The organism is Luteibacter sp. OK325 (assembly GCF_003050935.1).
GTDB lineage: Bacteria > Pseudomonadota > Gammaproteobacteria > Xanthomonadales > Rhodanobacteraceae > Luteibacter.
In genome coordinates this window covers 163,701-177,933 of the sequence record NZ_QAOX01000008.1, presented here as the reverse complement: position 1 = coordinate 177,933, position 14,233 = coordinate 163,701, and the positions used below count along the sequence as shown (strand labels likewise).

Sequence of the window (14,233 nt, the reverse complement as noted above, 5' to 3'; positions counted from 1 at the left end):
GCCATGAACGCCAAGCCCGAGCCAGCGGTTTTGCCGCTCGATGTCGAGCGCATCCGCGCCGATTTCCCGCTGCTGTCGCGTACCGTCCACGGCAAGCCGCTGATCTACTTCGATAACGCCAACACGAGCCAGAAGCCGGTGTCGGTGATCGAGGCCGTGGACCGTCACTATCGCCAGCACAACGCCAACGTCGCGCGCGCCGTGCATACGTTGGGCGAAGAAGCGACCGCCTCGTATGAGGGTGCTCGCGATGCCCTGGCGCGGTTCATCAATGCGTCGTCGCGTGACGAAGTCATCCTCACTTCCGGCACCACGCAGGCGATCAACCTGGTCGCCTATAGCTATGCGTTGCCGCGACTGAAAGCCGGCGACGCTATCCTCACTACGGTGATGGAGCATCACGCCAACATTGTTCCGTGGCAGCTCGTGGCCGAGCGTACCGGCGCGACCGTCAAGGCCGCACCGATCGATACGAACGGCGAACTGATCCTCGAGAAGTTCTTCGAGATGCTGACGCCCGAGGTGAAGCTCGCCTGCGTCGGGCACGTTTCCAACGTGCTGGGTACGGTGAATCCGATTCGCGAGATAGCACGCGAATGCCGCAAGCGCGGCATCCCGCTGCTGGTTGACGGCTCGCAGGCGGCGCCGCATCGTCGTATCGATGTGCAGGCCCTGGGCTGCGACTTCTACGCCATTACCGGGCACAAGATGCTCGCGCCCACCGGCACTGGTGCGCTCTGGGCCAGGCGCGAGCACCTGATGGCGATGCCGCCGTTCTTCGGCGGTGGTGAGATGATCCGCGAGGTGCGCTTTGAAGGCACGGTGTTCGCCGATCCGCCGCATCGCTTCGAGGCCGGCACGCCGAACATAGCCGGTTTCGCAGGCATGGCCGCAGCTATCCGTTACATCGAGGACATCGGCTTCGATCGCCTGGAGGCGTACGAGCAAGACTTGCTGGCCTATGCCACCAAAGCCATCGAGAACCTGCCCGGGGTGCGGATCTTCGGCCGCGCGAAGGAGAAGGAGCCGGTCGTCTCGTTCCTGCTCGAGGGCGCGCACGCCAACGATATGGCAACCCTGCTGGACCTGCAGGGCGTGGCTGTTCGCTCGGGCCACCATTGCGCGCACCCGCTCATGCATTTCTTCGGTGTACCGGCAACGCTGCGCGCGTCGCTGGCCTTCTACAACACGAAGACCGAGGTTGACGGTTTCATCGAGGCGATCGGCAAGGTCCGCAAGCTGTTGCTTTGACGCAACGATATTATCGCGAGCACCCATTCGCCGATGAATCGGCTCCTACAGAAATAGCCGCCGCCCGCCCATGACACCGACGCACACTTTCCGTACGGCTACCGCCGCCGACGCGCCCCTCATCGCGGCCCTGGTCGAGTCTGCTTACCGCGGGGACGCCAGCCGTGCCGGGTGGACCACCGAGGCCGACTTCCTCCATGGCCGTCGTACCGATGTCACCGAGATCGAGGCGTTGCTGACCAGCGAGGACGGTCGCTTCGTGCTGTTCGAGCGCGATGGCGCCATCGGCGCCTCCTGCTACATCGAACACCAGGGGCCGGTCTGCTACTTCGGCATGTTTTCCGTGCACCCTCCGCTGCAGGGAGCCGGCATCGGCCGCCTGGTCATCGAGGAAGTCGAACGCATTGCCCGCAGGGAATGGGGGAGCGAGCGAATCGAGATGACGGTGATCGACATCCGCGCGGAACTGATCGCCTGGTACGAGCGTCGTGGCTATGTTCGCAGCGGTCGGACCAAACCGTTTCCCTACGGGGATGAGCGCTTCGGCCTGCCGCAACGGGACGATCTCCGTTTCGAGTACCTGGTCAAGGAGCTCAGCGCATGAACGACTGGGTTCGCGTCGGCACGCGTAGCGAGCTCCTGCCGGGCGAGTTCCGGGTGGTCTGGGACGGCGATACCGCCATTGCCGTCTATAACATCGACGGGGCGCTCTATGCCATCGAGGATGTCTGTACGCACGATGGCGGCGAACTGGCCGGAGGCCCGGTGGTCGGCTTCGAAGTGGAATGCGTGCGTCACGGAGCGCGTTTCGACCTGCGCACGGGAGAGGTGACCTGCCCACCGGCCTACGAGCCGGTCACGGTGTTCCCCATCCAGGAGCGCGACGGCGCGATCTGGACCCGCGACGACCGCTGAACCTATGGCGCACAACGCGTTCACGCCCTAAGCTTGCCGGCAGCGACACTCGTACCGGGGAATCCATGGTTTCGAACGGCCGTCGGCGCACCGCGCTCGCGTTCGCGCTCCTGTTCGTCCTGTATCAGGCGGCCGAAGGTATCGGCACTCGCCTGCTCGGCAGTGTGTCCGTCCAGGCAGCCTTCCTTCTCGCCATGCTGGTGGGCGCGTGGCCGCTGGCTCGCTGGCTGGGCTTCCGCGGCTATGAGGCGTATGCGTTGGAATGGCGACGTGCGACACCGCTGCTGTTAGTCGGCGGCCTGGCACTCGCGTTGCTCATGAAGTACGTCGCCGTGTGCGTCGGCATGGCCCTGAACGTTTACGCCGCACGGGCGCCGGAGTCGACGCCGGTGGCGGCAGTGTCTTTCCTGTCGTCGATTCCCTGGGCGTTACTCGTCACCCTGGTGCCGTCGCTGGCCGAGGACATCCTCACCCGTGGATTTCCGTATCGCGCCGCTCGCATCCATTGGCAGCCGTGGATGTTTGTCCTCGCATCCAGCGTGCTCTATGTACTCGACCATCTCTACCGGTTGGGGCGAGGACCGACGGAATGGGTGACGCTGTTTTGTTTCGGCCTGGCCTATGGGACCGCCGTCGTGCGCACGGGCTCGTTGTGGCTGGCTGTCGGCATGCACTGGGGCTGGAACCTGGCCAATGTGCTGATCGGGGACATCCTGCCGCACGACGTGCTGTCGGCGATCTGGGCGCCATTCCTTTCGGCCGCGGCGCACCTGATCATGATGGGCGTGCTGTTCGCGATACCGACGCAGTTCGAACGCGATGGCCTGGATGCCGACCTGGCCTGAGGCGTCGCCTCAGAAGTGATAGACGAAGGCCAGCGTCTCGGTGACCTGGCGGCTGGATCCGAAGCGGTCGACCAAGGGGCTGGACGCGGCATCGCCGTAGAGCTTCCCGTACTTCACGGCTAATGCGAAGCCGGTCTGCTGCGAAGTAGGGATGAACGCGTCGTATTCGATGTCCGCCGATTCACCGCCGGCGCCAGGGCGCCATGCGCGCGTGCCGAGATTGCCGGCTTCGATAGGCGTGACGCCGAAGAAGCGGCGCATCGCGGGGCCGTTCATGCCTTCCACCTGCACTTCGAGGGAGTGTTGTATGTACCAGACATCGGGCAACTGGTAGTCGGCGTAGATTGCCGCATAGGCGCCGGCACCGTTGGTATCGTGCGCGAGGTGACTGCCGATGCTGAACTTTTTCGTGAAGGCGTATTCGAGGTAGCCGCCGGTCTGGAAACGTGGTGAAAGCGAAGCGACCTTGCCGCCCAGCGGCCCCAGGTCGTCGCGTGTGCGACCCCACAGCCAGTTGCCGTACAGGCCGCCATGCCAGTGCTCGCCGTGGATGAGGTCGACCATGAGGCCGTCCGCGGTGGAAAGTTCGCCCAGCCCAGGAATCTCGATGTCGATATACGGGATGCCCTGGTTGCGGTGATCTTTTGATCCCTGCCAGGCGGGCATGCGCTGTGCGCCCGCGCCGAACGCATACGTCGGCGCATTATCGTCTTCGGCATGGACGGCCGCGCAGGCCACGAGCAGGGACAGGGCGGCAGAACACGAACGACGCATGCGAATAGCCGGGGTGGGGATGGCCAAAGCATGCCATAAGCTGGCTTAGCTCACGCTTTCCTCACCGGGAAAGGGGTCGGAAAGGGAGGCCACGTAGCCTGCGCAGCATCCTGAAAAACGGCTGCTTACGTTGTGCTGAGCTCACCTGACTGGAACATCCTGTGCGACTTCGACGGCACGATCGCCGTCGAGGACGTCATCGACTCATTACTGGACCGCTTCGGCCGTCCCGGATGGGAAATCCTCGAGCGCGACTGGCGTGCGGGCGTGATCGGTTCGGCCGTGTGCATGGCCGGCCAGGTTGCCCTGCTCGACATGAGCCGCGCCGAACTGGATCGTCATCTCGATGGTCTGCATATCGACCACGGTTTCGCCGCCTTCGTAAAGTTGACGATCGATTACGGCATCCCCATGGAGATCGTCAGCGACGGTCTGGACCAGGCGATCCACGCCATCCTTGCCAGCCACGGCATCGACAGCCTGCCGACCGTGGCCAATCATCTGAACCAGGTCGACACGCGCGCGTGGAACCTCACCTCGCCCTATAGCGTGGCCGGTTGCCGTAGCGGCACCTGCAAGTGCGCACGGGTCGACATCGCCAAGGCGCGCGGTGGCAAGACACTACTGATCGGCGATGGCGCTTCGGATTTCTGTGCCGCCGATCGTGTGGATTTCGTCTTCGCCAAGAACCGCCTGATCGAGCACTGCCGCGCCGCCGGCATTCCCTATGTGCCGATTGCCAGCTTCGACGAAGCCATCGAACTGCTTCCCTCCCTGATCGACGGCACCTTGCTGCCGCAGACCGTAATGCCCATGACCGCGACGAACGTCCAGGAAATTCCCGTATGACCATCCTCACCAAGACTCCGCAGGTCGTCATCGACGACGCGACCCTGCTCGCCGACGAGGCGAAGTACTGTTCTTTCGGCGACACCGTGCATTACGTCGACCCGCCGAAGATCTTCCGTCATGCCGAAGGCAGCTACATCTACGACAGCGAGAACATCCCGTTCCTCGACCTGCAGATGTGGTATTCGGCCGTGAACTTCGGTTACGGCAACAAGCGCCTCAACGACACCCTGAAGGCGCAGATCGACCTGCTGCCGCAGGTGGCCAGCCAGTACCTGCACCAGGGCAAGATCGAGCTCGCCAAGACCATCGCGGTCGACGCGAAAGAGAAGTTCGGTCTCGACGGCCGTTGCCACTTCAACGTCGGTGGCGCGCAGGCGGTGGAAGATTCGCTGAAAATCGTGCGCAACGCGCGCGGCGGCAAGAGCCTGATGTTCGCCTTCGAGGGCGGCTACCACGGCCGTACGCTCGGTGCCTCGTCAATCACCTCCAGCTACCGCTACCGTCGTCGCTTCGGCCATTTCGGCGAGCGGGCGCAGTTCATCCCGTTCCCGTATCCGTTCCGTCGCCCGAAGGGCATGACGCCGGAAGAGTACTCCGACGCCTGCGTGCGCCAGTTCGCGCGCCTGTTCGAAACCGAATACAACGGCGTGTGGGATCCCAAGGTCGGTGAGGCCGAGTACGCAGCGTTCTACGTCGAGCCGATCCAGGGCACCGGCGGCTACGTCATCCCGCCGAAGAACTTCTTCATCGATCTGAAGAAGGTGCTCGACAAGTACGGCATCCTGATGGTGGTCGACGAAATCCAGATGGGCTTCTGGCGCACCGGCAAGCTGTGGTCCATCGAGCATTTCGGCGTGAGCCCCGATGTGCTGGTGTTCGGCAAGGCGCTGACCAACGGCCTCAATCCGCTTTCGGGCATCTGGGCGCGTGAAGAGCTGATCAACCCGGAGATCTTCCCGCCGGGCTCGACCCATTCCACATTCAATTCCAATCCGCTCGGCACCGCGCTGGGCCTGGAAGTGATCAAGATGGGCTACGAGCTCGATTACGGCACGCGCGTGGCGGAGAAGGGCAAGCACTTCCTCGACGGCCTGCGCGACCTGCAGAAGCGTCACAAGGAAATCGGCGACGTGGACGGCCTCGGTCTCGCACTGCGCGCCGAGATCTGCACGGACGACGGCTTCACGCCGAACAAGGCGCTGCTCGACCGCATGGTCGACATCGGTCTTGCCGGCGGTCTCACCCACAACGGCAAGAAGATCGGTCTCGTGCTCGATGTGGGCGGCTGGTACAAGAACGTGATCACGTTCGCGCCGTCGCTCGACATCACGCATGACGAAATCGACCTGGCCATCGCGTTGCTCGACCAGCTGTTGACGCTGGCCAAGCGCGGCTGATACCCGGCAGCCTTGCGATGGTTTAAGTGAGCTTGCCCGGGCCGGATGCACGGCCCGGGTTTTTTTGTATAAGTAATGTGGGAGCCGCTTCAGCGGCGAAAAGCCAACAGAGCGGAGTTGCCGCAAGCACCCATCGCCGATGAATCGGCTCCTACATGTGCGGGCTACCAGCGCCCGATAAGGTGCTGCACAAGCAGGCTGGTCAACGCCACTGCCGCCCACACCCCAAGCCCCAGCAGAATCGGCCGCGGCCCCGTCGAAGCCATCCGACGCAGATCCGCCGACAGGCCTATCGCCGTCAGCGCGACGATGATCAGGCACTCCGCAACGAAGTGAATCACCGGCAGGGCGACTTCGGGAACGAAGCCGGCCGTGCGGATGCCCGAAGCCACGAGAAACCAGACGATGAACCAGGGGAAGATCTTCGCCAGGCTGAAGTCGGTCGCACCGCTGCGCTTCTCCCGCCAGGCGACGATAAGCGCAATGCCGAGGCTGATCGGGATAATCAGCGTGGCGCGCGTGAGCTTCACGATCGTCGCGAAATCACCGGCCGCGTGGCTGTAGCTGTAGCCGGCCGCGACCACCGACGAAGTATCGTTGATGGCGGTGCCTGCCCAGAGGCCGAAGCCCAGGTCGGAGAGGCCCATCCAGTGGCCAAGCGCGGGAAATAGCAGCACCGCGACGAGATTGAACAGGAAGATCGTCGAGATGGCGAAGGCGGTGTCGTGCTCGTCGGGCTTGATGATGGGAACCACCGCGGCGATGGCCGAGCCTCCGCAGATGGCGGTGCCCACGCCGATCAGCAGCTTCAGCTTGCCATGCACGCCGAGCAAGCGGCCGAGGATCCATGCCGCCAGGCCCGCGGCGGCGACCGTCGCCAGCGTCACCGAGAGCGATTCCATGCCGGTATGGGCCACCTGAGTGAGGCTGAGACCAAAGCCGAGGGCAATGATGGACCACTGAAGTACCTGCTTCGAAGCGAAGCGGATGCCGGGCTGGAAACGTTCCTCGGGCGGCGCGAAATGGCGCACGAGGATACCCAGCACGATGCCGCAGACGGCACCGCCGATCAGGGGCATGAGCCGGCCGAGGCCGAAGGCCGCGGCGGCGACCGACAGGGCGAGGAGGATGCCCGGAAGGCGTGGCGCGGATTGAGGCGGGAGGGCGACAGCGGGCACGGGGACGATCCTTTCGGGCAAGGAGGTCATTTTCCCGTATTGCCATGGATAAGAATATTGAAAATACCTGATCAATCGTATAAGTAAGACTTATGCATGCCATCAGCCCCCGTCAGCTCGAGGTTTTCGTTGCCATCGCCACCGCCGGTAACGTCCGCGCTGCCAGCGAACGCCTTTTCCTCAGTCAGCCGGCGGCGAGCATGGCGCTGGCCGAGCTGGAGCGGCAGATCGGGTCGCCACTCTTCGCTCGCGAGCGCGGACGACTCCGCCTGAACGACCGCGGACGCGAGCTCTTGCCCCTGGCGAGGGAGCTGATCGAGCGCCATGCCGAGTTCGGTCGCCGAGCCGAAGGTTCGGTGGTCGAGCTCACCGGAGATATCGGCATCGGGGCGAGCAACACGGTGGGTAATTATCTGGTCGGCGACCTGCTTGGCCCGTTCGCCGCGGAACATCCTGGCGTGGCGCTGCGGCTTGGTGTCGCCAATACGGCGCGCATCGCCCAGGGCGTGCTCGATCATGACTTCGACATCGGCTGCGTCGAAGGGCCGGTCAATCATCCCGCGATCGAGTCCCGACCGTGGCGTGAGGATCGTCTCGTGGTCTGCGCCCGCCCCGACCATGCGCTCGCCGGCAAGGCCCGCCCGAAGCGGGAACATTTCGCCGGCGCGCGCTGGGTGTTACGCGAGCGTGGTTCGGCCACGCGCGCGCTCAGTGAGCGGGCGTTGGCGGCCTTGCCTGAAGGAAGGGTGGTGCTCGAGCTCGATCAGTCCGAAGCGATCAAGCAGGCGGTGATCGCCGGGCTTGGTATCGCGTGTCTGCCCGAGGTGGCGATCGTGGATGCGGTGAAGACAGGCCGGCTGGTGGTGGTGCCGACGCCGTTTCTCGACCTGACACGGACACTGTCGATTCTGTTGCATCGGCAGCGATATCGCGGGGCGGTGCTGGAAGCGTTCCTGGCCAGTCTCTGACTCAACCAAACACGCAACGGTTCTTGCCCGATCGCTTGGCGTCGTACATGGCCGTATCGGCGGCGGCCACGATGCGGTCGTAGGCATCGCCGGGGATGAACAGCGTCACGCCGATGCTGGCGCCGATGGTCACGGCCAGTCGCGAGCCGTTGACCTCGAGCGTGTAGGGTTCGGCGATCGCATCGCACAGCGTCTGGCAGCGGGCCAGCGCGGACTGCGCATCGGCGGCGTCGTTCAGCAGCACGGCAAACTCGTCGCCGCCCAGTCGGGCGACCGTATCCGACTCGCGCGTGCGGCTATCGAGGCGACCCGCGATCGCTTTCAGCAGGGCGTCGCCAGCGGCGTGCCCGTGGCCATCGTTGACGCCCTTGAAGCCGTCGATGTCGATGTATGCCAGTGCGAACGAACCGCCTTCGGCATCGCCCACGGCGATGGCATCCTCCAGGCGATCGCGGAACAGGGTGCGATTGGGCAGGCCGGTGAGCGCATCGTGGGTGGCCTGGTGACGGACCAGCTGTTCCATGCGCGTGCGCTCGGCCACCTCGGTGGTGAGCTGCTGGTTGCGCAACGACAACTCGTCCAACGCCTGTTGCAGCAGCGCGCGGGCACGATACAGCTCGAGGAAAATCTTCACCTTCGACTGCAGGATGACGTCATTGATCGGCTTCGCGATGTAGTCGACTGCGCCCGCCGTGTAGCCCTTGATGCGATTGATGTCGTCCGCGTAAGCCGCCGTGACGAAGATGATCGGCGTCTCGCTGAGATGGTCGGTTTCGGAGATGAACTGCGCCACTTCGAAGCCGTCCATCTCCGGCATGTTCACGTCCAGGAGGACCAGTGCGAACTGATGGTCCAGGCACAGGGCCAGCGCTTCGTTGCCACTGGCGGCTTCGAAGATATCGGCATCCGCGCGTGCGAGCAGTCGGCGCATGGCCACCAGGTTGGCGGGAGTGTCGTCGACGACGAGGATCTTGGGACGATTCGTATTCATGGAAGGCATAGTTCGTTGAGCCTGGCCGCGATGGCATCGAGGGGCAGGCAGGCGTCTGCGCCCGCCGCCTCCAGTCCGGCGAGGGGCATGACATCCGCCTCCGCGGTAAGGGGGTCCTGCACGATGGCGTAGCCGCCGGCATGACGTACGGCGACCAATCCCTGGGCACCATCGGAATTGGCGCCGGTCAGTAGCACGGCAATCAGGCCGTCGTGCCACGCGTCCGCCGCTGTTTCGAAAAGGACGTCGATCGACGGTCGTGAGTAAGCGACCTTTTCATCGACGCTCAGCGAGAAATGAAGGTTCGGCTCGACCATCAGGTGGTAACCGCTGGGTGCTATATGGATCACCCCGGGGTCGGCGGGCGCCCGCTCCGCGGCTTCGACAACAGGCAGGCTGGCATGGCGACCGAGCAGGTTGACCAGGATGGTGACGTCGGCCGAACCGGTGTGGCAACAGACGACAACCGGGACGCCCAGTCGCGGGTCGAGACCGGGCAGCAGGCATTGCAGGGCGGTGAGGCCCCCGGCACTGCAGCCGATCACGATGGCCTGGCGTGTCGTCATCGGACCAGCGGCCTCGCGCCTGCGCCGCCTACCTGGTAAATGCGCAGCGCGTGATCCACGTCCGCGAAGCCCGCGGCGGCTGGCGAGAAGTCGATATTCTCGCGCGTACCCAGGCAGAGGAATCCGCCGCGAACCAGGCTGTCGCGGAACAGGCCGAGAGTGCGATCCTGCAAGGTGTTGCTGAAATAGATCAGGACGTTCCGGCACAGGATGAGGTGCGCCTCGCAGAACACTTCGTCAGTGACCAGGTTGTGGTTGAAGAAGGTGACGTTGCGGCGCAGGCGCTTGTCGAGCTTGATGAAGTCGTAGCGCGCACTGTAGTAGTCGCTCAGCGAATGACTGCCACCGGCTTCGATGTAGTTACGCGACCAGTCGCGTGCCTCTCGTGTGGCGTAGATGCCATCCGCCGCGACCGCCAGTGCGGCATCGTTGAAATCGGTGGCGTAGATGCGCGAGCGCTCATACAGGCCGGCTTCTTCGAGCAGGATCGCCAGCGAATAGACCTCCTGGCCATGTGCGCAGCCGGCCTGCCAGATGTTGATCTCCGGATACGAGGCCAGCACGGGAAATACCTTGTCACGCAGGGTGCGGAACACCGGCGGGTCGCGGAACATCTCCGAGACCGGCACGGATAGGCCCTCGATCACGCGTGTGACGAAACCCTCCTCGTGCAAGAGCCGGCTATTGAGCTCGCTGATCGATCCCGCGTCGTGCGTGCGTACCAGCTGCTGCACGCGACGCTTCAGCGAGGCCGGTGCGTACTCGCTGAAGTCGTAGCCGTGGCGCAGTTGCATGGCGCGCACGAACAGCTGGAGTTCGATGTCTTCGACGTCCACCTCAGCTCCTGGTCGGCAGCCAGACGCGGATCATCGACAACAGGCGATCGACGTCGATCGGCTTGGACAGGTAGTCGTTGGCGCCGGCTTCGAGGCATTTTTCGCGGTCCCCGCGCATGGCTTTCGCCGTGAGCGCAATGATCGGCACCTTCGCGACAGCGGGCCGTGCGCGAATGGCGCGCATCGTGTCGTAGCCGTCCATGACCGGCATCATGATGTCCATGAGCACCAGTTCGATGCCGGTGTCGGTGTCGATAGTGTCCAGCGCCTTCTGCCCGTCCTGGGCCATCACCACGTCGATGCCCTTGGAGCGAAGTACCTTCGACAGCGCGAACAGGTTGCGCATGTCGTCGTCGACCAGTAGCAGGCGCCGGCCGCGCAGGCTGGCTTCATCCACGCCGCCGGCCGCGGTGGTGGCCTCATCGCGCGCACCGCCGCCGTGGCGGATCGAGTGCAGGAACAGGCTCACCTCGTCGAGCAGGCGATCCGGCGAGCGCGCGCCCTTGACCACGATGCTGTCGGTGTACTGGCGGATCTTCATGCTTTCGTCGCGGCTCAGGTCGCGCCCCGAATAGACGACGACCGGCGGTGTATGGCCGCCGCGCGAGAGGTGCTCGAGAAACTCGATGCCGGACATGCCGGGAAGGCCGAGGTCGAGCACGATGCAGTCGAAGACGGTTTTTGCGGTCTTCGCCAGCGCTTCTTCGCCCGACGCGGCTTCCTCGATCACGACCGAGTCGTCCTTGAGCAGGGTGCGCACGGCGGTGCGCGCGCTGGCATCGTCGTCGACCACGAGCAGGTGACGTGTGCGGCCTTCGGCGAAGTGCAGCATGCGGTCGAACGCACTGGCGATGGACTCGCGGCTGACCGGCTTGGTCAGGAAGCCGACGGCACCGAGTTCCAGCCCGCGGGTTGCGTCGTCGGTCGCCGAAATGAAATGGACCGGGATGTGTCGTGTGGCGGCGTCGCTCTTCAGGCGGTCAATCACGGTCCAGCCGTCCATGCCGGGAAGCATCACGTCGAGCAGGATCCCGGTGGGGCGATAACGTCTGGCCAGCGCAAGGCCGGACTCGCCGTCTCCGGCGGCAAGCACCCGATGGCCCTTCCGGTGAACCATGTCGGCGAGGATGCGGGCGAAGGCGGGATCGTCCTCCACCACCAGGATGACCGTGTCTCCGGGGCTGAGCGATGCGCGGTCGTCGTCGATGGTGTCGGTGAGCAGGCCTGGCGAGAGAGCCAGAGTCGCTTCGGCAGCGGCCTGTTGGAGCGGGACGATGTCCGCCGAGCGGCCGGTGTCGGGAGCTTCTTCGGGCAGGTAGACGGTGAACGTGCTGCCGCGCCCCGGCTCACTGGCCAGCACGATATCGCCACCGAGAAGCATCGCGATGCGTCGCGAAATGGCCAGGCCCAGCCCGGTGCCGCCGTACTGACGGCTGGTGCTGGCGTCGACCTGTTCGAAGGCGTGGAAGACGCGCAGCACCTTGTCGGCCGGAATGCCGATACCGGTGTCGTTCACGGCGATGGCGATGGTCGTGGCCGGAACCAGGCCGGCCGGGAGGATGGCGCCCGTTGCGGGGCGCGAGACAACAAGGCCGACCGTACCGGTGGCGGTGAATTTGAAGGCGTTGCTCAGCAGGTTGTTGGCGACCTGCTCGAGCTTGGCGCCGTCCGTGCGCATGGTGGCCGGAAGGCCCGGCGCCACATCGACGGAGAACGCCAGCTTCTTTTCCTGGGCCACATGGTTGAACGTGCGGGCCACGGTCCGGGCGAGGTCGGCCAGGGGGAAGGTATCGACCACCAGCTCCATCTTGCCGGCCTCGACCTTGGACAGGTCGAGGATGTCGTTGATCAGGCGCAGGAGGTTGGAGCCGGCGTCATGGATGATTCGCGCCGATTCCACCTGTTCACCGGAGAGGTTTTCCTCGTCGTTGTCGGCGAGGCTGCGGGAGAGGATCAGCAGGCTGTTCAGCGGCGTGCGCAGCTCGTGCGACATGTTGGCGAGGAACTCGGACTTGTACTGGCTCGCACGAGCCAGCTCCTCGGCCTTGTCCTGGGTGTCCTTCTGCAGGGCTTCGAGGGCGTCTTTCTGCTCGTTAAGGGTGACACTCTTCTCGCGCAGCTCTTCGTTCGAGGCGTGTAACTCCTCGGTCTGCACGCGCAGTTCTTCCTCGGAGGCGACCAGTCGGTGCGACTGTTCCTGCAGCTCGGTGGTCCTGGTCTTAAGTTCCTCGTTGGTCGAGCGCAGGTCTTCCTGCTGGCTGCGCAAGGCCTCCTCGGAGGCTCGCAGCTCGTCGGCCTGGCTCTGGGTCTGTTCAAGCAGCGCGCGGGTGCTGATGGCGCGGCCAAGGTTTTCGAGCGAGAGCGCGACGATCGGCATCAGCTCTTCGAGCAGGCGATCCTCAAGCGCGGTGAGGTGGGCGAAGCTGCCGATTTCCACGACGCCAAGCAGGCTCTCCCGCGAGGTCACGGGCAGGACCACGACGCTGCGTGGCGCACCTTCGCCGATGCCCGAGTGGATGCGGGTGTAGTCGTCGGGAAGATCCTGCAGGACGATCGTGCGCCGCTCGCTTGCGGCCTGGCCGACCAGGCCTTCGCCGAGCCGGTACTCGGGAATGAGGTGGCCGCCTTCCCTGAAGCCATAGCTACCAACCCGTTCCAGACGGGCCGAATGCTCGTGGAACAGATAGAAGATCCCGAGGCCGGCCTTCATCACGGGCACCAGTTCGGTGACCAGCACGTCGGCAAACTGGCGGTAAGTGGTGGCGCCCTGCAGCTTGTTGGAGATCGAGGTCACCGTGGACTTCAGCCAGGTCTGGCCCGCCGTCTCGATGGACATCTCCTTGAACACCTGCAGTGCGCGGGCGATCTCGCCGATCTCGTCGCGGCGGGCGAGCTGGCGCACCTCGATGCCATGGTCGTGCGCGGCCAGGCGCGACATCAGCTCGGTCATGCGCACGATCGGACGCGTAATCAGGCGGAAGGTCATGCCGATGACGAACAGGCCGAAGATCAGGCAGGCGAGCAGCGAGAAGATGTCGATGTACTTGGTGGCGGTGAGCACGTCGTCGAGCGCGCCGTTGCGCCTATCCAGAAGCGTGTGCTCCGTGGCCGACATCTCGTCGATCAACCTGCGCACGTCGGTCATGAGGACGGTGCGGTGCTCGAGGTAGTCGTGGCGGATCGACTCGCGCGCGAGAGCGCCTTCGGGGGTGGCGGCGTTGCCGATGGCACGCGTGGGTTCGAGTGCGTACCGGGAGACTTCGTCCTTCCAGCGGTCGAGCATGATTTGCAGGCGGTCGATGCGCGACTGCTGCAGCGCGTTGTCGGCGGTGAGCTGACGCAGGGCGGCCACGCTCTTGACGAGGTCGCGGTCGGCCGTCTCGAAGTCGGCGTACTCGGCATCGGACTGGTTGAGCAGGAAACCACGCGCCGCGACCTGACGCGCCTGTGCGTTGTCGTTGACGTCGGCAAGAGTGATCAGGACCACATAGGTGTGTTTGGACCAGTCCCGGGTATCGTTCTCCCGCCACAGCGAGGCCAGGTTGGCGATGGACGCGGCGACGAAAAGGGCTAGCAGGGCACCGATCGCGATGACGATCTTGCGTTGCAAGGGTTGGTCTGCGAGCCAGCTGTGCCGCTTTTCTTTGGAAGACATGCGAT

13 protein-coding genes are annotated in these 14,233 nt (G+C 64.6%); 7 read left to right on the top strand and 6 right to left on the bottom strand.

Features of this window, described 5'->3' with window-relative positions:
* The first annotated feature begins 3 nt into the window (after positions 1 to 3).
* From C8J98_RS17320 to C8J98_RS17305, 4 genes are all read left to right on the top strand, one after another.
* Entirely contained in the window at positions 4 to 1,251 is a 1,248-nt protein-coding gene (locus tag C8J98_RS17320) for a cysteine desulfurase (RefSeq protein ID WP_107914430.1), read from the top strand.
* Positions 1,252 to 1,321: 70 nt separating this feature from the next.
* Positions 1,322 to 1,855 (top strand): GNAT family N-acetyltransferase, encoded by a 534-nt coding sequence (locus C8J98_RS17315; RefSeq protein ID WP_107914429.1) that lies wholly within the window; start codon positions 1,322 to 1,324, stop codon positions 1,853 to 1,855.
* A complete protein-coding gene (locus C8J98_RS17310; RefSeq protein ID WP_107914428.1) occupies positions 1,852 to 2,166 on the top strand; it encodes a non-heme iron oxygenase ferredoxin subunit in 315 nt (104 codons plus the stop codon). Before C8J98_RS17315 ends, C8J98_RS17310 begins: the two co-directional genes overlap by 4 nt.
* Positions 2,167 to 2,231: 65 nt before the next feature.
* Positions 2,232 to 3,011 (top strand): CPBP family intramembrane glutamic endopeptidase, encoded by a 780-nt coding sequence (locus C8J98_RS17305; protein WP_107914427.1) that lies wholly within the window; start codon positions 2,232 to 2,234, stop codon positions 3,009 to 3,011.
* Between the two features lie 9 nt (positions 3,012 to 3,020).
* Here the strand turns inward: C8J98_RS17305 and C8J98_RS17300 are convergent, their stop codons facing one another.
* Positions 3,021 to 3,785, bottom strand: coding sequence for a MipA/OmpV family protein (locus C8J98_RS17300; RefSeq protein WP_107914426.1), 765 nt, complete (start codon positions 3,783 to 3,785; stop codon positions 3,021 to 3,023).
* 135 nt (positions 3,786 to 3,920) lie between these two features.
* On the opposite strand from C8J98_RS17300, the gene C8J98_RS17295 reads away from it, so the two are divergent.
* Entirely contained in the window at positions 3,921 to 4,634 is a 714-nt protein-coding gene (locus C8J98_RS17295) for an MtnX-like HAD-IB family phosphatase (RefSeq protein WP_107914484.1), read from the top strand.
* Positions 4,631 to 6,034: an aminotransferase class III-fold pyridoxal phosphate-dependent enzyme gene (locus C8J98_RS17290; RefSeq protein WP_107914425.1), complete on the top strand. Its 1,404-nt coding sequence runs from the start codon at positions 4,631 to 4,633 to the stop codon at positions 6,032 to 6,034. The genes C8J98_RS17295 and C8J98_RS17290 overlap by 4 nt, the downstream gene beginning before the upstream one ends.
* Positions 6,035 to 6,198: 164 nt before the next feature.
* On the opposite strand, the gene C8J98_RS17285 is transcribed toward C8J98_RS17290, so the two are convergent.
* Entirely contained in the window at positions 6,199 to 7,212 is a 1,014-nt protein-coding gene (locus tag C8J98_RS17285) for a putative sulfate exporter family transporter (protein ID WP_233260270.1), read from the bottom strand.
* A gap of 92 nt (positions 7,213 to 7,304) precedes the next feature.
* Here C8J98_RS17285 and C8J98_RS17280 point away from each other — a divergent pair, with 92 nt between their 5' ends.
* On the top strand, positions 7,305 to 8,180 hold the full coding sequence (locus tag C8J98_RS17280; RefSeq protein ID WP_107914423.1) for a LysR substrate-binding domain-containing protein: 876 nt from the start codon (positions 7,305 to 7,307) through the stop codon (positions 8,178 to 8,180).
* Between the two features lies 1 nt (position 8,181).
* On the opposite strand, the gene C8J98_RS17275 is transcribed toward C8J98_RS17280, so the two are convergent.
* The 4 genes from C8J98_RS17275 to C8J98_RS17260 are packed head-to-tail and all read right to left on the bottom strand — an operon-like array spanning position 8,182 to position 14,228.
* Complete coding sequence (locus tag C8J98_RS17275; RefSeq protein ID WP_107914422.1) at positions 8,182 to 9,171, bottom strand: diguanylate cyclase; 990 nt, start codon at positions 9,169 to 9,171, stop codon at positions 8,182 to 8,184.
* Positions 9,168 to 9,737: a chemotaxis protein CheB gene (locus C8J98_RS17270; RefSeq protein WP_107914421.1), complete on the bottom strand. Its 570-nt coding sequence runs from the start codon at positions 9,735 to 9,737 to the stop codon at positions 9,168 to 9,170. The genes C8J98_RS17275 and C8J98_RS17270 overlap by 4 nt, the downstream gene beginning before the upstream one ends.
* On the bottom strand, positions 9,734 to 10,573 hold the full coding sequence (locus tag C8J98_RS17265; protein WP_233260269.1) for a CheR family methyltransferase: 840 nt from the start codon (positions 10,571 to 10,573) through the stop codon (positions 9,734 to 9,736). Before C8J98_RS17265 ends, C8J98_RS17270 begins: the two co-directional genes overlap by 4 nt.
* Position 10,574: 1 nt before the next feature.
* Entirely contained in the window at positions 10,575 to 14,228 is a 3,654-nt protein-coding gene (locus C8J98_RS17260) for a response regulator (protein WP_107914420.1), read from the bottom strand.
* Positions 14,229 to 14,233: the final 5 nt, after the last annotated feature.

Coding starts and splice junctions, on each gene's coding strand:
- C8J98_RS17300 (WP_107914426.1), bottom strand. CDS start 3,785: ATGCGTCGTTCGTGTTCTGCCGCCCTGTCCCTGCTCGTGGCCTGCGCG.
- C8J98_RS17310 (WP_107914428.1), top strand. CDS start 1,852: ATGAACGACTGGGTTCGCGTCGGCACGCGTAGCGAGCTCCTGCCGGGC.
- C8J98_RS17275 (WP_107914422.1), bottom strand. CDS start 9,171: ATGAATACGAATCGTCCCAAGATCCTCGTCGTCGACGACACTCCCGCC.
- C8J98_RS17260 (WP_107914420.1), bottom strand. CDS start 14,228: ATGTCTTCCAAAGAAAAGCGGCACAGCTGGCTCGCAGACCAACCCTTG.
- C8J98_RS17315 (WP_107914429.1), top strand. CDS start 1,322: ATGACACCGACGCACACTTTCCGTACGGCTACCGCCGCCGACGCGCCC.
- C8J98_RS17290 (WP_107914425.1), top strand. CDS start 4,631: ATGACCATCCTCACCAAGACTCCGCAGGTCGTCATCGACGACGCGACC.
- C8J98_RS17270 (WP_107914421.1), bottom strand. CDS start 9,737: ATGACGACACGCCAGGCCATCGTGATCGGCTGCAGTGCCGGGGGCCTC.
- C8J98_RS17280 (WP_107914423.1), top strand. CDS start 7,305: ATGCATGCCATCAGCCCCCGTCAGCTCGAGGTTTTCGTTGCCATCGCC.
- C8J98_RS17320 (WP_107914430.1), top strand. CDS start 4: ATGAACGCCAAGCCCGAGCCAGCGGTTTTGCCGCTCGATGTCGAGCGC.
- C8J98_RS17305 (WP_107914427.1), top strand. CDS start 2,232: ATGGTTTCGAACGGCCGTCGGCGCACCGCGCTCGCGTTCGCGCTCCTG.